The sequence below is a fragment of the Natronosalvus amylolyticus genome (genome assembly GCF_024298845.1).
GTDB classification, from domain to species: domain Archaea; phylum Halobacteriota; class Halobacteria; order Halobacteriales; family Natrialbaceae; genus Natronosalvus; species Natronosalvus amylolyticus.
Map to the genome: position 1 here is coordinate 2,782,952 of NZ_CP101156.1, position 20,780 is coordinate 2,803,731.

The 20,780-nt window shown below is 59.2% G+C and carries 15 protein-coding genes; 9 read left to right on the forward strand and 6 right to left on the reverse strand.

Going from position 1 to position 20,780, the window contains the following annotated elements; all coding sequences use genetic code 11:
* Nucleotides 1-57 precede the first annotated feature (57 nt).
* Nucleotides 58-810, forward strand: a complete 753-nt coding sequence (locus NLK60_RS13065; RefSeq protein WP_254808212.1) for a metal ABC transporter ATP-binding protein — start codon at nucleotides 58-60, stop codon at nucleotides 808-810.
* Between the two features lie 185 nt (nucleotides 811-995).
* Entirely contained in the window at nucleotides 996-1,907 is a 912-nt protein-coding gene (locus NLK60_RS13070) for a metal ABC transporter permease (protein ID WP_254810488.1), read from the forward strand.
* Between the two features lie 17 nt (nucleotides 1,908-1,924).
* Here NLK60_RS13070 and NLK60_RS13075 read toward each other — a convergent pair whose 3' ends face one another.
* Complete coding sequence (locus tag NLK60_RS13075) at nucleotides 1,925-4,000, reverse strand: S9 family peptidase (protein ID WP_254808213.1); 2,076 nt, start codon at nucleotides 3,998-4,000, stop codon at nucleotides 1,925-1,927.
* A gap of 210 nt (nucleotides 4,001-4,210) precedes the next feature.
* Here NLK60_RS13075 and NLK60_RS13080 point away from each other — a divergent pair, with 210 nt between their 5' ends.
* The 3 genes from NLK60_RS13080 to NLK60_RS13090 are packed head-to-tail and all read left to right on the forward strand — an operon-like array spanning nucleotide 4,211 to nucleotide 8,680.
* Complete coding sequence (locus tag NLK60_RS13080) at nucleotides 4,211-5,302, forward strand: TAXI family TRAP transporter solute-binding subunit (RefSeq protein WP_254808214.1); 1,092 nt, start codon at nucleotides 4,211-4,213, stop codon at nucleotides 5,300-5,302.
* Between the two features lie 20 nt (nucleotides 5,303-5,322).
* The gene (locus NLK60_RS13085) at nucleotides 5,323-5,952 is read left to right on the forward strand and encodes a DUF1850 domain-containing protein (protein ID WP_311136934.1); all 630 of its coding nucleotides are present in this window, start codon (nucleotides 5,323-5,325) and stop codon (nucleotides 5,950-5,952) included.
* Nucleotides 5,953-5,962: 10 nt separating this feature from the next.
* Entirely contained in the window at nucleotides 5,963-8,680 is a 2,718-nt protein-coding gene (locus tag NLK60_RS13090; protein ID WP_254808215.1) for a TRAP transporter permease, read from the forward strand.
* A 1-nt stretch (nucleotide 8,681) separates the two neighbouring features.
* Here NLK60_RS13090 and NLK60_RS13095 read toward each other — a convergent pair whose 3' ends face one another.
* From NLK60_RS13095 to NLK60_RS13105, 3 genes are all read right to left on the reverse strand, one after another.
* Nucleotides 8,682-9,920: a trans-sulfuration enzyme family protein gene (locus tag NLK60_RS13095; RefSeq protein WP_254808216.1), complete on the reverse strand. Its 1,239-nt coding sequence runs from the start codon at nucleotides 9,918-9,920 to the stop codon at nucleotides 8,682-8,684.
* 146 nt (nucleotides 9,921-10,066) lie between these two features.
* The gene (locus tag NLK60_RS13100; protein WP_254808217.1) at nucleotides 10,067-10,687 is read right to left on the reverse strand and encodes an IMPACT family protein; all 621 of its coding nucleotides are present in this window, start codon (nucleotides 10,685-10,687) and stop codon (nucleotides 10,067-10,069) included.
* A gap of 141 nt (nucleotides 10,688-10,828) precedes the next feature.
* Nucleotides 10,829-11,260: a universal stress protein gene (locus NLK60_RS13105; protein WP_254808218.1), complete on the reverse strand. Its 432-nt coding sequence runs from the start codon at nucleotides 11,258-11,260 to the stop codon at nucleotides 10,829-10,831.
* Nucleotides 11,261-11,963: 703 nt separating this feature from the next.
* On the opposite strand from NLK60_RS13105, the gene NLK60_RS13110 reads away from it, so the two are divergent.
* Nucleotides 11,964-12,560 carry a DUF7344 domain-containing protein gene (locus NLK60_RS13110; protein ID WP_425499051.1) on the forward strand — a complete coding sequence of 199 codons (597 nt, stop codon included), beginning with the start codon at nucleotides 11,964-11,966 and terminating at the stop codon, nucleotides 12,558-12,560.
* Nucleotides 12,561-12,772: 212 nt separating this feature from the next.
* Here the strand turns inward: NLK60_RS13110 and NLK60_RS13115 are convergent, their stop codons facing one another.
* Nucleotides 12,773-14,305: a CARDB domain-containing protein gene (locus tag NLK60_RS13115; RefSeq protein WP_254808220.1), complete on the reverse strand. Its 1,533-nt coding sequence runs from the start codon at nucleotides 14,303-14,305 to the stop codon at nucleotides 12,773-12,775.
* A 1,337-nt stretch (nucleotides 14,306-15,642) separates the two neighbouring features.
* Here NLK60_RS13115 and NLK60_RS13120 point away from each other — a divergent pair.
* Together NLK60_RS13120 and NLK60_RS13125 are read left to right on the forward strand one after the other, a co-directional pair.
* Nucleotides 15,643-16,482, forward strand: a complete 840-nt coding sequence (locus tag NLK60_RS13120; RefSeq protein ID WP_254808221.1) for a DUF8054 domain-containing protein — start codon at nucleotides 15,643-15,645, stop codon at nucleotides 16,480-16,482.
* 408 nt (nucleotides 16,483-16,890) lie between these two features.
* Nucleotides 16,891-17,310 carry a hypothetical protein gene (locus NLK60_RS13125; protein WP_254808222.1) on the forward strand — a complete coding sequence of 140 codons (420 nt, stop codon included), beginning with the start codon at nucleotides 16,891-16,893 and terminating at the stop codon, nucleotides 17,308-17,310.
* Nucleotides 17,311-17,559: 249 nt separating this feature from the next.
* Here the strand turns inward: NLK60_RS13125 and NLK60_RS13130 are convergent, their stop codons facing one another.
* The gene (locus tag NLK60_RS13130) at nucleotides 17,560-18,387 is read right to left on the reverse strand and encodes a hypothetical protein (RefSeq protein ID WP_254808223.1); all 828 of its coding nucleotides are present in this window, start codon (nucleotides 18,385-18,387) and stop codon (nucleotides 17,560-17,562) included.
* Nucleotides 18,388-18,953: 566 nt separating this feature from the next.
* Here NLK60_RS13130 and NLK60_RS13135 point away from each other — a divergent pair.
* Nucleotides 18,954-20,675: a DUF1102 domain-containing protein gene (locus tag NLK60_RS13135; RefSeq protein ID WP_254808224.1), complete on the forward strand. Its 1,722-nt coding sequence runs from the start codon at nucleotides 18,954-18,956 to the stop codon at nucleotides 20,673-20,675.
* Nucleotides 20,676-20,780 lie beyond the last annotated feature (105 nt).

Below are 20,780 nucleotides of genomic sequence, written 5' to 3' on the forward strand. Positions count from 1 at the left end.
GAAAGATTTGGGTAGCTAGGGCAAATACTGGAAATCAAGAACGCAAACGATGTTACTATGAGTTATGCAATCGCCGTTGAGAACGTTTCCTTCTCCTACGAAGACCGGCCTGTCTTGAAAGACGTTTCACTGTCAGTCGAGGAGGGGGACTTTCTCGGAATAGTCGGGCCGAATGGCTCCGGCAAGACGACGCTGTTGCAAATTATGCTGGGGTTGCAATCACCCGATTCAGGTACCGTCGAACTGTTCGGGACGCCAGCATCGTCGTTCAAAGACGGTGCCCGTCTAGGGTACGTCTCACAGCACTCGACGGATGCCGACGCGACGATGCCGGTCACCGTCCGCGAAGTCGTCAGGATGGGGCGATACGTACACGCCGGAATCGGGCCCCTCAACGAGGCGGATCGCGAGAGTATCGACGACGCGCTCGAGACTGTGGGAATCTCGGATCTCGCCGACCGACGAATCAACCACCTCTCAGGTGGACAGCGCCAGCGAGCATACATCGCGCGGGCCCTTGCGTCGGAAGCCGACCTGCTGGCACTCGACGAACCGACTGTCGGTGTCGATGCCGACTCTGTCGAAGCGTTCTACACCCTTCTCGACGATCTGAACGGGCAGGGAATCACGATTCTTCTGATCGAACACGACATCGGCGTGCTCACCCAGCACGCGAGCACGATGGCGTGTCTCGACTGCGAACTCTACGAACACTGTGAAACCGGGCAGTTCCTCGAGAGCGATGCGCTCGAACAGGCGTTCAGTTCAGCGCGCGTCGTCAGTTCACAGCAACTCGCCGCAGGTGATTGATGGTGGCAACTAACCGTCTCGACTGGACTCGACGGCTTCCCGAGGAGTACGCCGTTTCCGGCGCCCTCATCGCGGTGACGGTTCTGTCCACGATATTTATTCTGGGGTGGATTCCTGCGCTTGCGCCACAGCAGTGGCCGACGCTCTTCCTCGAGTTTCCGTTCGGCTCCGAGCGGGGACTCGAGATGCCAGTCCCTCGCGAGTGGTCGGTGGTGTTCGTCGGCTTTCCGACGGTGTACGACCTGTTCTGGGGAGCGACCTGTAGCACCGTCGATACGTGGCTCGTCTGTAGTGGCTTCCTCCAGCGAGGGTTCACGGCCGGGATTTTGATCGGGATTACCGCCCCAATCGTCGGTGCGTATCTCGTCAACCGACAGATGGCACTCATCGGTGAGGCCCTCGCCCACACGGCCTTTGGCGGCGTGGCAATCGGTCTGTTCGTCGGCGCTGCCGTGCCGAGTGTGAATTACCCGCTGTTGTTCGCGCTGGTCGCGGCCGCACTTGCTGCCCTCGGGATGCAGTATATCGCGGTCAAAACCGACGGCTACGCCGACATACCAATCGCGATTATGCTCACCGGCGGCTTCGCAGTCGGGATTGCGGTTATTTCCTACGGCGTCGTCTTCAGTTCGACCGTCGAGAGCTATCTCTTCGGGGACATCCTGTTCGTCCCGTTCGAAAACGTCCAGCTCATGGTCGGCCTCACGATGGTCGTCGCGGCAACGGTCGGATTGACCCACAAGCAACTGCTGTTCATTACGTTCGACCGGGAAGCCGCCCGACTCGCCCGACTCAACGTCTGGTTCTACGATACGTTACTTATCGTCCTCACGGCGCTGGTCGTCGTCGCCGCGATGCAAATCCTCGGCGCGATTCTCGTCGCTGGGATGCTCGTCATCCCCGTCGCTGCTGCGATGCAACTCACGAGTAGCTTCAATCGTGGAATGCTATTGTCCGTCATCCTCGGACAGGTCGCAATATTCGGTGGCATCTTTCTCTCGTATTCCTGGAACATTGCAACCGGTGCGATGATCATCATCGTCGCCATCGCCGTCTACCTCGCTGCCGTCAGCAGCACGCTCCTTCGGCAACTGTAGAAACCAATCGAACCGGATCAGTTCTCGTCCTCAGCACCCGCGTCCGTTCCCTCATCTTCCGCACTCGAGAGTCCCTCGTTCGGGCCGCGCTCGAGCGCCGGCGGGGCCTCGCTGTACTCGCTGTAGCCGTCGAACCAGCGTTGGATGCGCTCGAGGCGGTCGACGACGTGACCGGGTTCGCCAGACCGGGAGAGTTCGTGTCCCTCGCGGGGATAGCGAACCATGCGGGTGTCGACGCCGTGTTTTTTCAGGCCGAGATAGAACAGTTCGGCCGTGTTCGCCGGCGTCCGATAGTCCTCGTCCGAGTGGAGCACCAGCGTGGGCGTCTCGACGTCGGGTACGTGCGCAACCGGCGACTGCTCCCACAGGTATTCGGGGTCCTCCCACGGGGTGACACCGTAGTCACCCTCGACGAGTTTGAACGCGTCCGTCGAACCGTAAAAGCTCGTGAAGTCGTAGACCCCACGCTGGCTCACCGCGGCCCGGAACCGGTCGGTCTGGCCGACCGTCCAGGCGGTCATGAAGCCGCCGAAACTGCCGCCGGTGACGTACTGCTCGTCGGTGTCGACGTACTCGCGTGCACAAACGAGGTCGACGCCGGCGAGGATATCCGTCAGCGTGACGGCACCCCAGTCGCGTTCGATGGCTGCGGCGTGGTCTTCGCCATACCCGATCGATCCGCGAGGGTTCGACCAGAAGACGACGTATCCCGCAGCCGCGAGGCTCTGGAACTCGTGCCACATCGTGCCGCTTTCGGTCCACTGGCCGTGTGGCCCGCCGTGAATTTCGACGACGAGTGGATAGGACTCCTCCTCCGCAAAGTTCGGAGGCGTGAGAACCCAGCCCTGTACCGGCCCCTGTTCGCTCTCGTAGCGAAGTTCTTCTGGTTGGGCAACGGCTCTGTCCTCGAGGTAGTCCGCGTTCACGCGAGTCAGTCGTGTCGCTTCGTTGCCCGCGCGCGTGGACGCGAAGACATCGCCGGGATGGTCCCACTCGCTCTGGATGTAGGCGACGGCGTTTTGACCCACGGAAAAGTCTTCGACCGTAACTCCCTCGCCGTACACTTTCGTCGGCGGTTCGCTTCCGTCGCCCGGGACCGACCAGCAGACGACCGACCCCTCGTCGGGCGTCAAGAAATACAGCGTCGAGTCGTCAGGACTCCACTCGAAACGACCGGTAATCGTCCGATCGATCGAATCGGTGACCGTCACGGCCGTCTCGGTCGTCCGGTCGTACACCTCGAGGTTCGTCTGACGGAGCGTAAACCGCTCTCGTGGGGTCCGCGGATAGGCAACCCGCCCGTCTTCGGTCGCCTCGAGCGAGGTTACCCAGCCGACGGTTTCGGTGACCGCCTCGACGTCGCCTGTGTCGAGGTCGTGGGCCAGGATTTCTGATTCGATGGAGTCGTCGGGTTCCTCGCCAAGCTTTCGTGCGTAGTAGATCGTTTCCCCGTCACCCCAGGTCGCCCCGGTAAAGTCCTCGCCACCGTCGGTTAACCGCGTGATGGCGTCGTTGTCGCCCTCGGTAACGACACCCTGTTCGAGGGCCTTCGCTACCTCGAGGGTGTAAACGTGGCTTCGCCGACCGTCGGTGTAACGCTGGGCAGCCCGGTAGATCATGCGGTCGATGACGCGCGGGTCGGGCGTCTCCGGTTCGTAGTCGCTCTCGACGGCCATATCTCGTCCCTCCTCGCGGTCCTCGGGGGTCGACGACTGCGTAAAGAGGAGCTTCGAGCCGTCGGGGCTCCACTCGAGGCCGCTCACGCCTCCAACGACGCTCGTTACCTGACGGGCTTCCCCGCCGTCGGTGGGAAGGAGCCACAGCTGTGGCCGATCGTCGTCGGCCCCGCGCGTGCTGACGAACGCGAGGTGGGAACCGTCGGGACTCCAGCGTGGCTGGCTGTCGACGCCCTCACTGACGGTGAACTGGGTAGGATCGTCCCCGCCGAAAGGAACCACGTAAATCGTCGCCTCGAGCGTCTCGTCGTCCTCTGGAACCGTGCGGACGAACGCGACCCGGTCACCATCAGGCGACAGTTGTGGGTCAGAAACCTGCGTAATCTCGTGATAATCAGTCGGCGAAACCGTGTGCATAGTCACCATTTCGAGAGATGGTGATTAGGTATTTCGATTCGAGATACTCGCCTCGTCTCCGAATCGAGTGGCGACCGTTACTCGAGCAGCGGAGAGTTTCACAATAAGTTGAGTTTTCAAGGAGCATGTGGCTCAAAATTCGAACTATATCACGATAATATTCAATTTATGCAGGGATTATTAATCAACTGGTGTAGTTTTGTCGCTGTCATGGTGCGACCACTCAAACGACGCCGCTTCATTGCGGTCTCAGGGGTTGCTGGACTGGCAAGTATCGCAGGCTGCATCGGTGACGATGTCGACGACGACGCAAACGGTGATGACACGGACGACGTCGACGACGCAGACGACGTTGACGATACCGACGACACGGACGACACCGACGACACGGACGACACCGACGATACCGACGAGGAAGAGGACATCGAAGACGCCGATCCGGACGAGGGGGGTGAGGTACTCTCCTGGCACGCGGGTGGCACGGGCGGTACCTACTACCCGCTTTCGGGCGAGATGAAGTCTATCGTGGAAGCAAACACCCCACACGGACTGCAGGTGCAATCGACCGGTGCGAGCGTCGAAAACGTCGGGAGTCTCGGACGCGAAGAGGCAGACTTCGCGCTGATCCAGAACGACATCGCCTTCTTCGCCGTCAACGGAACCGGCATCGAAGACTTCGAGGGCCAACCTATCGAGAACATCCGTGGCGTCGCCACGCTGTATCCCGAAACGATTCACATCATCACTCAGGCCGACTCGGGCATCGAATCGGTCGAAGACCTCGAGGGCGCGACGGTCAACACCGGTGACCTCGGCAGCGGAACCCAGGTCAACGCGCTCCAGATCCTCGAGTCCGCGGGCGTCGAGGACTTCGAAGAACAGAACACCGACTTCGCCTCCGCGACCGACCAGATCCGTGACGGTGACATCGACGCCGCCGTCATCGTCGGTGGCTGGCCCGTCGGCTCGGTCGAAGAGCTCGCCTCGACTGAGGACATTTCGCTGGTTGCGGTCGACGGGGACGTCCGCGATGCCGTCATGGAAGACGCGGAGTGGATGGCTGCAGATACCATCCCCGGCGGCACCTACGATGGGGTCGACGACGACGTCGAGACAGTCTCCGTCCAGGCGATGATCGCTACGCACGAGGGCCTCGACGAGGGTATCGTCGAGGAGGTGACGACGGCTATCTTCGACAACACCGACGACTTCAGTATCAAGGCAGACTTCATCAGTGCCGACACCGCACAGGACGGCATGCCGATCGATCTCCACCCCGGTGCCGAAGCCTACTTCGGCTAATCACGGATCGATCGCCACCCGTGTTCACCCGTCGTCCAGCCCGTCTGGGAGCCGCCGTCATCGTCACCGTCAGCTTCGTCGCCGTCGCTAGCTTCGTCGCCGTTTCCGCATTCGGCGCTGCCTCGAGCGTCCCGTTCGACACGAGTGCGATCGAAACCGAGAGCCAGCCCGGCGAGGGTGGCGAAACCGAGCCGGCGTACACGCTCGTCGTCGCCGACGCCGAAACCGGAGAGACGCTACTCGAGGCCCCGGTCGAAGACGGTGACACCGTTACGCTCGCGTACACCCACAGCGTCGAGAAAACGCCGGTCGAAGACGTCTACGTCGTCGATGGGACGACACTGCAGATGACTGAGATGCGATTTCGATCACACGGGGCCGGACTGCCGAGCGACGAGTCCGTCGAGCGAGACGGCGAGTGGTTCGTCGTCGACCGCAACGACCGCTACGAAACGGTTCGCGTCGCACCCGGAGCGATTGCTGGTCACGAGCTGGTTCTCGAGTCAGACCAACACGGTGACGAGCAAGATGACGGAAAGCGCTACGATCTGGTCGAACACTCGGACGGACAGGTGACGCTGACGGTTCGAGCGAACGCACAGACCGACTCGACCTCGAGCGAGTCCACCGACGGCGAAAAGACAGGATAAGGGTGCACATATGAGCGTAGATACTGGCGGCACCGACGAGTTATCGGAGGCCGAGCAAGAACAGATTTTACAGGAGGTCGAACGACGGCGGACGCTTACCGGACGGCTGGCGATGCTCGTCGCGCTCATCGGGATCTCGTTTTCGGCGTTTCAGATGTGGATCGCCGCCAGAAGTTTCATCTTCGACGTAACTATCCCCGTGTACGGGACCGTCCGGCTGGGATCGCTTCAGCTCTTGCAAGTGAACGCGATTCACGTCACCTTCGCACTCGTGCTCGCGTTCTTGCTCTTTCCGGCAAGTCGCGGCAACGGACCCATAACCCGCCGACTCGGTCGAATCGAACCGGCCGTCCGTGACCGACTGGGACCCGACCACGCGCTGAGTACGGTGGTCTCGAAACTGGCCGCCTTCGGCCGGTGGGCCGCGCTCGACCCCAATATGAACCGGGTAACGCCGATCGACGTGGTCATGATCGTGCTCGCGATTTTGCCCGCCCACTACATCGTTACCCAGTGGGAGGAGATCCGGTCGATCGCGCTCTTTCGGTTCGAGGATACACAGGGAATTCACGACGTGTTGCCCTTCCTCGAGCCCCCGGTGATGGCCATCGCCTGGCTCGGAATTCCGGTCGACGAGGCCTCCTATGCGTTCTGGCTGGGCGTTCTCGGGCTATTGCTCGTCCTCGAGGCAACGCGACGGGCGCTTGGCATCTTGCTCATGAGCCTGGTCGGGATGTTCATCGTGTACGCCCGATGGGGGTATCTCGTGCCTCGGGATTCAGCGCTCGGGCCGCTCGCCATCCAGCCCGAAAACTGGGAAAATATCGTCTACAATCTCTGGTACACCGTCGAGGCCGGGGTGTTCTCCACGCCAGTGACCGTCAGCGTTCGGTTCATCTACATCTTCATTCTCTTCGGCGCGTTCCTCGAGATGAGCGGCGCTGGCAAGTGGTTCATCGATCTCGCATACTCGCTGACGGGAACCCGAAAGGGCGGCCCGGCGAAAGCCAGCGTCGTCTCGAGTGGCTTCATGGGGATGCTCTCGGGGTCTTCAATCGCGAACACGGTGACGACGGGCGCGTTTACCATTCCGCTGATGAAGCGCTCGGGGTACTCACCCGAGTTCTCGGGAGCCGTCGAATCGTCTTCCTCGTCCGGTGGCCAAATGCTCCCGCCCGTGATGGGGGCTGCCGCGTTCCTGATCGTCGAGTTCACCGGCACGCCGTACGCCGACGTGATCATCGCCGCAACCTTGCCCGCAGTTGCATTCTTTTTCGGCATGTGGGTCATGGTCCACTTCGAAGCCGTTCGTGGAGGCATCGGCGGCCTTCCCCGGTCGGAACTCCCCGATCCACGGTCGAAGTTGCGCACGGGCTGGTTCTACCTGGTTCCAGTCGTCCTCCTGCTTTATTTCCTCGTCATCGCCCGATTTTCGATCAATCGTGCTGGCTGGTTCACCATCGTCGCCGTCGTCGCGCTCATCGCGTTCGTCGCTGCTTACGACGAGCGCTCTCGAGGCCCGATGATCGGCACGATTATCCTCCTCTTTCTCTTGCAGGCAGCCAGCTACACCGTCGTCGGCGGCGGTGTAACCGATGCGATTCTGGTGGGACTCGGCCTCGAGAGCGCGGGCGAACCGCGCGGTATCGAATCGGCCCTGATCGCGGCGGCGAGCGGTCTCGGCACCATCGTCATCATCGTGAGTTTGGCCTTCTTGCTCGCCCGGCCCCGAACCGAAGCACCACTGCTCGAACTCGACGACGCCGTCGACGATTCAGCCAAGCGGATGGCTAATAAGATGGGGCGGCCGGCGCTTGCCGGCAACCGTGCCTACCGGTTCAGCGCGTTCGTTCTGAAGTCGATGGACTCGGGCGCCAGAACGGCCACCACGGTCGTCATCGCCGTCGCGGCCGCGGGCGTGATTCCCGGCGTCATCAGCGTCTCCGGGCTCGGACCGAACCTCGCTGCCCTCATCGATGCGGTCAGCGGCGGGTCGATGCTGGCGCTGCTGGTGTTGACCGGTGTCGCTTCGATTATCTTCGGGATGGGGATGCCAACCACCGCGATGTATATCATCCTGATCGCCATGCTCGGCGGCCCCATCGAGGCTGCAGGCATCGCTATTCTGGCGGCTCACCTGTACGTACTGTACTTCGGGCTGATGGCCGACGTGACACCGCCCGTTGCCGTCGCGGCCTTCGCCGGTGCCGGCGTCGCTAAAGCGGACGAGTTCGGGACGGCGATAATAGCGTTCTTGCTCTCGCTCAACAAGGTCCTGGTTCCCTTCGCGTTCGTCTTCTCGCCGGGCATCATGTTCTTGCGACAACGCAACGGGGAATGGGAGGTCATCGGCTGGACCGACGTATTCGATCTCGGGTTTTTCATTCCCGAGGTAGTCATTCCCGTCGTCTCCATGTTCCTTGGCGTGTACGCACTCGGTGTGACGATTATCGGCTATCAGTACGCCAGCGTGAAACGGCTCAACCGGGCCCTGTACGCCGTTGCCTCCCTGCTGTTGATGGTGCCCGAAATCCCGCTGTTACTTGCCGAAGGGGTGTTTACGCTCGCAGGCGTCCCCTCCGACCTGCTCATCTTCTCGATCACCGGGACGCTCAGAGCCGTCGGGCTCGTCATGCTCGTCGTACTCTCACAGCGGAACAGATCGCGCGGGATGACGCTCGAGCAAACCCCCACACCAGAAAAAGACGAGCGGGCCACAGAGGACTGATTCAATCGTCTTCGGCGACCATCGAAGGGCGGCCCATGGCCTCGAAGCCGTGCTCGAGGTCGGCTAACAGGTCCTCGGTCCCTTCGACGCCCACCGACACTCGAATCAGGGTGTCGGAAATACCGAGCAATTCCCGTTCCTCTGGAGATAGTGGTTCGTGAGTCATCCCTGCCGGGAGTTCGATCAGGCTCTCGACCCCGCCGACACTGACGGCGAGGGTGAACTCCTCGAGCGCCTCGAGGAAGCGTTTTGCGTCGGCGAGTTCGCCTGCGAGTTCGAACGAGAGGATGCCGCCGTAGCCGTCCATCTGCTCGCTCGCGAGGTCGTGTTGTGGGTGACTCTCGAGACCGGGGTAATGGACGGCCGTGACTTCCTCGCGGTCCTCGAGGAACTCCGCGACGGCCATCGCGTTGCGTTCGTGCTGGCGCATCCGTAGCGGGAGGGTCTTGAGTCCCCGAAGGACGAGGTAGCTGTCGAACGGCGCGAGCATATCGCCGACGCCGACTTGCTGCTGGAAACGCAGTTCCTCGGCCAGCGCGTCGTCGTTCGTGATGACCGCGCCGCCGACCGAATCGGAGTGTCCATTCAGGTATTTCGTGGTGCTGTGAGCGACGACGTCCGCACCTAACTCGAGCGGGCGCTGGAAGTACGAACTGGCGAACGTGTTGTCGACGCCGAAAGTCGCGTCGTAGCTGTCGGCAATCGCTGCAATCGCTTCGACGTCACAGAGCGCAATCGTCGGGTTCGTCGGCGTCTCCATCCAGACGAACTCGGTGTCCTCGGTGACGGCGGCCTCCACCGCGTCGGTGTCTGTTGCATCAACGAACGTCACCTCGAGACCCAGTCGTCCCTCGAACACGGCCTCGAGCATCCGTCTGGTTCCCGCGTACAGGTCGTCGAACGCGACGATGTGGTCGCCGGGTTCGACAGACGAGAGAATCGTCGTGAAGATGGCTGCAGTGCCCGAGGAAAACGCCATGGCGTGTTCGCCGCCCTCGAGGCTCGCCAGTCGTTTTTCCAGGGCGTGTCTGGTCGGATTCGACAATCGCGAGTAGACGAACTCGCCGGCATCGGGGTCGATGTCTTCGAGGCTCATCTCCGTGTCCAGGCCCGGAAGTGCGAACGTCGAAGAGAGATGGATCGGCGACACGACGTCGCCGGCCTCGCTGCCGGTCCGGAACGGTTCTTCACCCTCCGTCACGGCGAGGGTCTCGAGCAGTGAGCCGCGATCTGATTCCATAGCTGACTGACCGACGGCTGGATAGGAAAACGTTCGGATTTTACAGTAATATTCGCCGTAATCAGTTATTATCGGCAAGTATTTCTTCAAATCAGTGTACCGATTCACGAAAACGGGCTGACAGCTGACGCGGAACAAAACCGGATTCAAATCCGCTCAATGGCCGCTCGACCGCTCGTTGCACTCTGGATTCGGTCACGGAGCGCGGCGACATCGGCCACCGGGACGCGAACGAAGAACTGCACGTCCGCGGTGTACTCGGCTTCGAACTCGAGCCCCTCGCTCTCGATGATGCCACGGACCGTTCCCGAATCGTCGTACTCGAGGGTGATCGACAGCCGCTCGTGGGGTCGCTCTTCGACGACGCCGGCAGCGTCGACGGCGTCTTTGACCGCTCTGGAGTACGCCCGCACGAGACCACCCACCCCGAGGTTCGTCCCCCCGTAGTAACGGGTGACGACGACGGCGACGTTCTCGATGTCGCGCTGTGTCAGGACGTTCAGTGCCGGCTTCCCCGCCGAGCCGGTGGGCTCGCCGTCGTCGCTCGAGTACTCGCGAAGGAGGCCCTCGGTGTCCGCGCGGACGCGATAGGCCGGAACGTTGTGCGTGGCATCGTCGTACTCGGTTTCGACGGACTCGACGAACGACTCCGCCCCTTCGACTGACTCGACGGGGCGAACGTGACCGATGAACTCCGAGCCTTGTACGACGAAGCTGGCGGTGGCCGCCGATTCGACGGTCCGGTAGGTCGCCGACTCGTCGGTCACGGGCGATCACCGGCCACCGAAACGGACCCCCGACACTCGCCAGGCGAGTCACGAACGGGCTCGAGTGATACCACCAGCTGGCGCATACAGTGGCTTTCGGAGGTGGAGAAAAGATACTGTTGGTCGGCGACTCGCTCGCGCTCACCGACAGATCGTGACGGGGACGTTCGATTTATCGACGACGCTTTTGGCGACGCTACCAACAAGTCGCTGGCGTTCACTCGAGAGGCCGCGATGGCCGACGTAGATCGCGTCGGCACCCACGTCGTCGGCGTGGTCGGTGATGGCGTTGGCCGGATGGCCAGCTAGCAGGGTCGTCTCGATCTCGAGTATCGTATCGTGTGCCTCGAGGACATCCTCGATTAATCCGGTCGCATTCTCGAGTGTTTGCTCGCCATACTCGACGGCCCTGTCACCGCCGGGCATGACGATCTCGCCGTCGATCAGTTCGGTCTGTGGAGTCAACACGTGGACGACCTCGAGGCCTGCGTCGAGGGCGATAGCCTGGTGGGCGCCGTAGCGGATGGCCTCTTCGCTCTCGTCTGACCCATCGGTTGCAACGATGTAGTGCATACCTGAAGAGTGGTCTCGAGCGATACTAATCGGTGCTCGCTGTTCCCGGAGGTTGGGAACGTCACCTGTTTTGAAGACGTGACGGGCCAGTCGATAGAAAAGATACGCAGTTTATATCCCGATCGAACGTGCCGAAAATCGGTTCTCTTCGGTGGTGAAACAGGTTACTTGCGTGTAAGTGACGACTTTCCTGCAAGTAAGTGCAAAGGTGACTCACGGGTAACCGTTAGCGTACCTGAAAGTAAGCAGGTGCTGACGGTGATGTTCGAGGATAGGAGGTTCTCTGTTATGAATGCAAAATTGACATTACTAATAAACGAAGAAGACTATATTATTTACAAATGTCTTTTGAGCCTTCTTAGTGGTGTGTGACTGAGATATTAAACAAATAGCGATACAATATGTTCTTTACATTTGTACTTTTTTGTTCATTGAACGCCAGTCTCGAGGACGCTTCTGGAGAGCGTCTAAATTAGGGTTAGGTTGACATTAACGCGACTATTGCTTTTTCTGGCCATACCTGAACACTGACTATGCTATGTTGGTCCCTGACCGGTCAACGTTCAATCGATGAACAGTAGGATATACTTAATGTTTCTGGCCAGTGCCAACTGTTTGTTGGGTGGCAACATCTACTGGGGTATGCGCTAACTACCAGGGGGGAGATCTTGCCGTCGATGCCCACACAGAAGGGGGAAACACGATGAAAACTAGCCTTCAACACGACATAAAGGGGGGAATAGGCATCCATAAACGGGATGAACCGAGAAGGATATCGCGGAGCGATATCTTCGACATACTTAGTAATTATCGTCGCGTTTGCGTCATTCAGTACTTACAGAACGTGGATAAAGAGATAGTCGAACTACGAGACGTCGTCGATTACGTTACCGACCAGGAGACGTCCGACTCACCGGAAGAGAGTAATTACAGCAACCGAAAGAGCGTCTATACGGCGTTACGGCAGACCCATCTACCGAAACTCGACGACCTCGATATCATCGACTACGACAAGGCTCGAGGTGAGATGCGCCTCACGCCCCGTGCCGAGCAGGTACGAATGTACCTCGAGTACGTGCCGGAGAACGACATTCCCTGGCACGTCCACTACCTCGGCCTGACCGCACTGAGCGGCCTGTTGGTACTGACGACTCATCTCGGACTCTATCCGTTCAGTATCGGATGGGGAACGCTCACGGGAATTCTGGTACTGATGTTCGGCGTCTCGTCGATTGTTCACACATACCAGTCGCGACGGTCTCGATTGCGAGATATGGACTTCGCTCCGCTGACCGAGTAGTCCGATCACCAGCGGCCCGAAACTCCGTTTTTTGTCCCAACGACTAACAGATAGAGTAGCAGTTGAAACGATTCGCACACCTATCGCGATGCCGTCATGCGATAGGATATGGAATGACTTCCAATTGCTACTATAGTTCCCACCTCCCAGCGCCAGCGGTGCCGTTCGGTGATTCGTCGCCAGTATGAAAACCGCCGAAATCCGTCTCTCGATTAGTATCTCGAGCGTCGGATCAGCCAGATCGTCCCGAGACTGGTCGATATCGCCACGAAAACCGCGGTAACCCGTATCGGGCCGAACGCGCCGGCCTCATCGATTAGTTCTCCCGACCCGTCGATATCGTGGTTCGTCTCCGCCTCTCCAGCGTTTTCAGTTCCGCTATCTTCGGCACTGGTGGCACTCGAAGAATCGGTGTGTGCCGTGTCGTCCGCGTTTCCGACGACCAACGTTACCGGGTCGGCGTTACCGACTCGAAGTTCGTATTCGCCTGGTTCGTCTATCGTGTGCTCGAACGTCTCCGTTACCGCTTCATCGGCGTCAGCGCTCGCCGTCATGGTCCCGATCGGGTCGCCGTCAACCATCACCGCCATCTCGTCGGTACCGCTCGCTAGACCGAGGTTCTCGATTGTCGCCCTAACGGTGAATTCTTCACCAGGCGTGACCGTCGCAGGTTTGACCGACAGCTCGGTCACGTCCAATACGGCGGTTTCCACCGCCAGCACGTGTCTCGAGGACGTATCGACCCTCGCCTCGACGAAGATGGTCTCCGGCGTTTCGTCCACGACAGTCGTTTCAGTCACCGTCCAGTTCTCGCGCTCTCCATCATCGCTATAGACGGTGATTTGGGTCGGATCCACCCCGGATTTCGCGAACCACGACCTATCGACTGCGAACCGATACTCGAGGTCTCGGATCGCTTTGCCCTCATCCACGTCTTCGACGGCGTACGCACCGATTCCGACGGCACCCGAAGGCAATCGCTCGACGAGTCCATCGCGCCTGGCCGTCTCTGCGTCAATCGTAAACGATGGATGGCCACGATCGTCGAAACGCACGGTGAATTCCTCGAGCGAGGCGTTCGGTCCGATACGGAACCGCTCTGCGTCGCCGGTGAGTTCGATGTGGGATCTGGCGTATTCGATCGTCACTTCCCGCGTCGTGTTATCGGGTGCCAGAACCTCGATGGTAGCGTCCGGATACGGAACGTACAGCGCGTCGGTCGGAGGCGTCGTCCTAACGGCGAACGAGGCGGTCAACTGATCGCCCGCGGAGAGGTCGTCATCCTCTACCGAAAATCCGACGCTGACGCGCTCATCAGGAGTGAGTACGATCGCGTTTTTCTCGTCGGTGATCGACCCTGATTCGGTGTGAAAATCCAGGCGTTCGTCGTCGGTTTCGATCCAGAGCGCCGTCGATTCTGATCCAGTGTACTCGAGAACGAGTACGTCGTCGATCCCCGTGAGCGCTGCGGGTGGAACGCCATCGCCTGCCACGTTCGGATTCTCCCCGGTCAGATCGATTGCCAGTCGGTCGTACTCGTCGATCACGACGTAGTCACCGTTTGGACCCGTTCCGGGAAGAGCGATGACGTCGTCGACTGATTCGAGTGCATCAACCTGTCGGTCATCTTCGCTCCCGACCGAGACGGTATCGGTTTCCTCGAGCGGGATGACCCCCGCAGTCGTCGCTCCGATACCGGCGGCCAAAAGAACGGTAGCTAGCAGCAACCCGGTGATTCGTTTCATCTGACCACACCCCGTGGCCGGCGTTCCATCCGTAGCAGCCATCTATTTTTTTGCATTGGCCCCCCGTGACGTGTGGTGAACGGGATGTTCACCCCCCGTTCTCGAATCAGTCACTCGGGCAGTATGGTAATAGTCACGTTGGGACATCTCAACCGATGATCGGGGGTGAACAACGTCAGTATGTACGCCCCGCTTGTAGGATCGTTGTAGTCTCGTATCATCGAGTGCCGACCCCCCTTTCGAGTGCTCGGCGGTACTCTGTTACAGCCTTCGCTCTCAACCGGTGGCCGATAGCGGTGTGGTCCACGTCCGTTCTATGAACCTTCGACTGGCGGGATAAGGGCAATCAGCCACGGTTCGGGAGGTGTTGGTGACGGGTATCGCCTCGAGAGACTCACTCTATACGAAAGTGATCTTCCATCCCTTCTTGCGAGTAGCAACCGAATTCAGTGTCAAAAGAGGGATCGACTCCACGGGAAGTGAATGCGACGCGATCCGGTGAGACGAATCGCTCTCGAAGCATTCGGTCACGATGTCAATCGTGATGGTGATGGTGGTGGTGGTTGGTAGCTGGTTGGTGATGGCTTCGGATCGCTGTTTCCCAGTGGTCCGTTCTCATGCGGTCAGTCAGTTTCCCCCGAGAAGATGAATAGCCCCCATCATTATGGTAATACTCCCGTTGTTGTGATGAACGCCGCATCCCAACATATCGATACAGCACCTACTCTGTGGCGAGCGAGACTTGCGACCGAATGTGGTTCGACAGCCGAGTCTCGTTTATCATCTACACCTTCACAATGGCTTTTTTCGATACGTTCGTCTCTTCAACTTTGGCGGTACCCGGCTCACGAATCGTAGCCGGTAGGGGGGACCTGGGCCGACTACGCCCCCACAGTGATGGTATTGTAGCGCCATCACGTTGGTGATTTGGGGATACCCCACCGCTACCCGCTCGCGGTGGATACTGGATCCCCGATCCACCAGCCGAACCGAGCACTTATTGTTATGGGGAAGTTGTACGGATACAATCGCTCGTAGCACAGCTATTTGAAATACACTCACACCTGTTCGCTCGAGTTGTCAGCGGGTTTTGCTCGACACCCATTCCAGGCGTCTAGATTCTGGACTCGATGGGGGCGATACTGGCCGTTCATATGCTACTCGTCGTGCGGTACCGGTGAGTACGTGCTCGACTTCGCAGCCACAGTAAAGGGAGACAACCGTTCCTTTCGATCTGCGTCTGGACTGATCGCTTGGTGAGCAGCGAATACGAGAGCCTGGTTCTCGAGGAACAACCTCTCTATACCTTTGTAGGACGAACGACAACGGAGCGCCTGATGGTTACACCAGCGCGAACGATTGACAGCCTTCGAGTCGCTGAGTACACCGGCGCGAACAGATGTATCCCGTGCACGATCGTCAACGCAATCATTGCGACGGCTACTGCCGCTGCGATCGCCGTCCTGTGGCTTCCGGCGGGTTTCATCGCCCTCTTGGCGTTCGCCGTCGTCATTTACCTGCGTGGTTATCTCGTTCCGGGGACACCGACACTCACCGCTCGATACCTCCCTGAACGGGTTCTCGATCGCTTCGATAAGTCGAAAGAACACGCCGATCTCAAAACCGCCGAGGACGATAGCACCGCGCTCCGGACGAACGGTGGTTCGGAGCCGTTCGACACCGAGGTACGGTTACGAACGGCCGAAATCGTCGAGGAAGAACAACACGGCGACGACCTCCGACTCACTCGCAATTTTCGAGAAGCGTGGTGGCGGCGGATCAGAGAGCTTCGAGACGGGGACGAAGCGAGCGAGCGACTTGCCGCGGTACTCGAGGTATCGCCTGAACATCTCACCACCGAATCCGGCGAACGGTTCGTGGTCTCGTTCGACGGCGATCCAATCGGACAATGGCCATCAGACGCCGCCTTTTATGCCGACCTCGCCGTCGAACCGTGCCTTCGCGAGCGGATTACTGCCTGGGGCGAACTCGGAGACCGTAACCGAACCGAACTGATCGCCGGACTCCGGGCGTTTCTCGAGGCGTGTCCCACCTGTGAGGCAGATCTCGACACCGTCGAAAGTGCTCGACGGTCGTGTTGCTCGAGCGATGTGGTGCGGGTGAACGTCGACTGCACCGTGTGTGGGGCCCGCGTGTTCAACGGCTCGTATCGGTGAGTGTGGCTGATCTCTTCCTAGTGAGTTAGATAGAGCGACTCTCGTCGCCGAATCGGTTGACCCTCGTTTTCCAGTTTCTGACGGCGTGCAGAGTTTTAGGGACTCCCCGATGGCCGCGACGGCACAACTTGAACTGGCGGTATCGATACCCTGTAACGACGGATGGATGAACTACGTCACCGCAACCGGCAGCGTTCTCGAGTCGCACCTCGGATCGACGCAGGTACATCCAATCGCCAAGAAACCTGTTGCTGTCAGTCGTCGTTCGTCCAATCTAACGTTGATCCATCGCTACCGCGTATTGTTCCTGGCGGAAGTCACACCCGAAACGAAGAGGGGAGCGACCAAACCGGAACGATCGCTGAACCGTCACTGGGGTTTATATTCGTTATGGCCGATCGTTGCTCCATGTCTTGGGGGAGACTCGATCGCGTCCGATCCGTCATTGGATACGGCGATTCGACTGATGGGGAATCGACGACAGTTACGGGGAACGCAACTGACACGACCACGATTGAAGAGCCGATTCCGAACCGGAACAGTGAGGAAAGAGCGCTCGAGGAACTCGAGCCGGCTGATAGTACCCTTGAATCACTCTTGGGTGATCTATCGGACGTATCACCTGACTCCGCGGGGGAGACGGAACCAACCACGTCGAGCAGTAAGGATGTGGAACTCGAAGAGCTCGATGAAGCGTTCGGCGCCCTCGAGTCGATGGCCGAAAACGAAGGGAGGACATACTCAAGTGATCAGTTCGGGGTCCGGGCTGGGGATACTCGATTCGAGTGGGTCGATCCGGCCGATCTCGTTCCCGTCGACGGCGAGTGATTCTCGAAGCGTCCGGACCGATTATGAACGGCTGTAGTACGTCCGCAGCCAATACCACCTAGCGATATCGGTCACCGACCTCGTTCACTGAACAGCCGATCTCGTGAACGAGGTGTCTCCAGCGAGTACTTTCATCGTGGCGGTCGACCGTCGTGTGGGTGCCATTCTTCCATACGGTTTACTGTCGTTTCTTCCCGGTAATTGACCTATCGAGTCGCAGTAACCGGTAAAAAGTTACAGTAGACTGTATCAGCTTTTTCCACACTTCTCCACGTCGAGGTGGACGCCGTAGTAGGGATAGTTCTCTACGGAGATCTTCGCTTTGCCACCTTTGTACGTCGAGAACTGTCCGGGTGCTGGATTCCCGGACGGGGGTTCGTCATATCCCTGGATCTTCACCGGTTCTTCGACGTCCTGTAACGACCAGCCGTCGTGGAGATCGATAGTGATCTCCACGTGGCCATCATCCTTGCTGAACGTGACCACCCCTGCCTCCATGTGTTGCCCGGCGACGAGATCGTATGCCATCCCGTCCTCCCACAGCGTATACGTCGCCCAGTTCCCTCTTCCCTCCGGATTGTACGGTTCGCCGTCGCTCCAAGCAGTTTCTGAGTCACAGGGACATGCACACTCCACGTCGATGGCGTCGGCGTCGGTCCGATGGGCTTCGACGGCGAGGTCGGTCCCGTCGACGTTGATTTCGAAGCCGACGCGACTCGTGACGTCCTCGTTGCATGCTATCACCGCCGTTACTTCGCCCTGTTCGCCGACGCCGATCGGCGTATCGGGTAGCTCGATAGCTTCGACGTCTAGGTCGTCGGCGTCGATAAGCTCGAACCCCATTTCGTCGATGGCGGCCTTCAACCGGTTCGTGACCGTGAGCAGCGTCACTGTTCCAGCACAATCGACGATCTCGACCGTCGGATACTCGAGTCGAAGATAGGCGTCATCGTCACCCACGACTTCTATGTGCACGTTCCGATGACCGTCGACCCTCGAGAACGCACCGCTCCCGAGGAGTGCACTCCCACCGATGCTCGCTGTCGCCGTTCCGAGTATGAATCTCCGTCGTTTCATGTCCCCCTCCACGGTTTCCCCAACCGATTTGAGACCGCTTCTCCCTCGAGGTACTTGACCATAAACTCGTAGTAAACGTACAACCGGGCGTTGAATGCGGTCACTTCGGGGCAACGTCAGTATGGTATCGAGGGAGACCGGAAACGTCCCTCTCGAGTGAACGATTTCGTTCGAATTACCTCGATCGAACTCGGGGTATTTGCTCGAACCGACTCGGTGAATTACGTGACCGGCTTGCTGTGAAACGACGTGCCGGTATCAGAGGGACCCACGCTCGAGTCGGTGCCCGGAGACGCTGATACGAGGAGACACTTCACCCGGTGAATTGCCTCTCGAGGGAGGCATTGACTTCGGTTGAAATCACACTGGAAATGCATGCTTGATCGACACACGTTCCCCGTGTAAGGGGTTTTGCCCTCCTCTTGAAGCAAGCAATTAGAAAATGGAGGAATACAATATTTCATGCCTAATTGGTATATCATCAATACACATGTGGCGGTACATAGATGGCTATCTGTACATCCACCGCTCGACAGCGGTAGATGGGTGACAACAGGATACCAACTATGGACAGACGAAAATTCTTGGTCGGAGTCGGTAGCGCCTCCCTCGGCGGGAGCGCACTGCTCGGAACCGGCGCATTCAGTAGAGTCGAATCGAATAGAGCCGTCACGATCCAGGTCGCGGAAGACCCGGACGCGTATCTCGGACTGGACGAGTGTGAGACGTTGCACGGGGACAACTACGTCGAATTAGACGATAATGGACACCTATACGTCGACATCTCGGAGAACCCGAACGGCGGTGAGGGCGTCAACTCGAACTCCCGGACGTGGTTCCACAACGTCTTCCAGATCTGTAACCAGGGGAAAGAAGACGCCTGCGTCTGGATTCATCAGGACGATAACTGGCCGGTCGTCGAGAGCGGTCCGTACGAGGGTGAACCCCGCGTCGACTTTTACCTCGAGGACGACGACGAGGCGTCGATACTCGGTACAGAGAACGCCACAGCGGTCGAACTCGGCGAGTGTTACTGTATCGGGATCCGGACGAACACGCACGGGATCAACGCGAACGATGAAGCGGCACTCCTCGACGAGCTCGAGGATACGATCACGCTTGTGGCGGACGTGGAGTGTCCCGATCCGGATGTTCCACCGGAGTGTGTCGAACCGAAAGAAGCGACCTGGGACGAAATCGGTGAGAGGGACGAGGCTGGTGGGCCAGTCATCGTTATGGGGCTGGATTCGGAGTTGGCACCCGGAAGGGATGGTCACGGACCACCGGAAGAGCATGCCGAGATGGTTGCCTCACTACTCGACGATGTCACCAATGGGCAGGATGGAATACTCGTGTTAGGTGGGTACCCTAATTCCTACTCTAATATCATCGATTACTGGGAGGGCGATGTTGGCAAGGATCCACAGGTCGACGAAGTCGTAGACTTCGTGTACGAAGAGGACGAGATGGAAACGGTCGACTTTGACAACTACGCTATGCTCGGGGTCGTCAGTGGAGATGACCAACTCGGCTGGGGATCCGGTAACGGCCTCACCAACAGTCAGAACGAGGTGCTGATCGATCGCTCTGACGACATCGCTGACTTCGTCAATGCTGGAGGCGGGCTACTCGTCAAAACTCAGGATGGGCTGGACGATCCGGCTGGCTTCCTTGGTCCACTTGGCCAGTTCGATGGAATGTTCGGGATCGATGGCGCAGGCTACGGTGATGCACCCGGCACCATCGAAATCACCGAGGCCGGCGAAGAGCTTGGCCTCGATGCCGAGGCTGATGGAAGTGGTATGAACAACTGGGAGAGCTGGTGTTGCTGGCACGACGTCTACACCGAATACCCCGATTTCCTCGAGGTGTTGGCGTGGAACACTGACTCCACGTCGGCCGGTGAGGGTCATGCAGCGGCCCTCGGCGGCGACCAGGTGCAGGTTCCTCGCGAAGTCGCGCTTTCCATTACCGGCGTTGATGCACTTGGTGACGGTCAGTCGTCGTCCTACGAGGTCGAACTCGAGAACCAAGGAGGTGAAACGATCGAGGGTGGCTTCGAAATCGATGTCATCAGCGGTGACGTCTCGATCGATCACCAGCTGCCGGATGGCGAACTCGAACTCGGATCTGGTGAGGACGAAACGTGGGAGGACGGACTCGAACTAACCGCTGACGGGCCCGGTTTGCTTGAGGTCGAAGTTGCGTTCACTGACGAAGATGGCGAAGAGTTAGTGTCTGTCGAGGTAGACATCGAATCGGTCAGCGAAGAACCCGGTATCTGCTGAGGGGGCTCGCGATTTTCTATCGTTTTTTGTTGGATATCGATTACATTTCTGTTACTCGTTGCTGGCAGGTGTTACACGGCTTGACTCGTCTGTGCGAAGGGGCGA

Bases quoted from the DNA above. Each gene is read 5' to 3' on its own strand.
- NLK60_RS13065 (WP_254808212.1), top strand. From the start codon at position 58: ATGAGTTATGCAATCGCCGTTGAGAACGTTTCCTTCTCCTACGAAGAC.
- NLK60_RS13070 (WP_254810488.1), top strand. From the start codon at position 996: ATGCCAGTCCCTCGCGAGTGGTCGGTGGTGTTCGTCGGCTTTCCGACG.
- NLK60_RS13075 (WP_254808213.1), bottom strand. From the start codon at position 4,000: ATGCACACGGTTTCGCCGACTGATTATCACGAGATTACGCAGGTTTCT.
- NLK60_RS13080 (WP_254808214.1), top strand. From the start codon at position 4,211: ATGGTGCGACCACTCAAACGACGCCGCTTCATTGCGGTCTCAGGGGTT.
- NLK60_RS13090 (WP_254808215.1), top strand. From the start codon at position 5,963: ATGAGCGTAGATACTGGCGGCACCGACGAGTTATCGGAGGCCGAGCAA.
- NLK60_RS13095 (WP_254808216.1), bottom strand. From the start codon at position 9,920: ATGGAATCAGATCGCGGCTCACTGCTCGAGACCCTCGCCGTGACGGAG.
- NLK60_RS13105 (WP_254808218.1), bottom strand. From the start codon at position 11,260: ATGCACTACATCGTTGCAACCGATGGGTCAGACGAGAGCGAAGAGGCC.
- NLK60_RS13110 (WP_425499051.1), top strand. From the start codon at position 11,964: ATGAAAACTAGCCTTCAACACGACATAAAGGGGGGAATAGGCATCCAT.
- NLK60_RS13115 (WP_254808220.1), bottom strand. From the start codon at position 14,305: ATGAAACGAATCACCGGGTTGCTGCTAGCTACCGTTCTTTTGGCCGCC.
- NLK60_RS13120 (WP_254808221.1), top strand. From the start codon at position 15,643: ATGGTTACACCAGCGCGAACGATTGACAGCCTTCGAGTCGCTGAGTAC.
- NLK60_RS13125 (WP_254808222.1), top strand. From the start codon at position 16,891: ATGTCTTGGGGGAGACTCGATCGCGTCCGATCCGTCATTGGATACGGC.
- NLK60_RS13130 (WP_254808223.1), bottom strand. From the start codon at position 18,387: ATGAAACGACGGAGATTCATACTCGGAACGGCGACAGCGAGCATCGGT.
- NLK60_RS13135 (WP_254808224.1), top strand. From the start codon at position 18,954: ATGGACAGACGAAAATTCTTGGTCGGAGTCGGTAGCGCCTCCCTCGGC.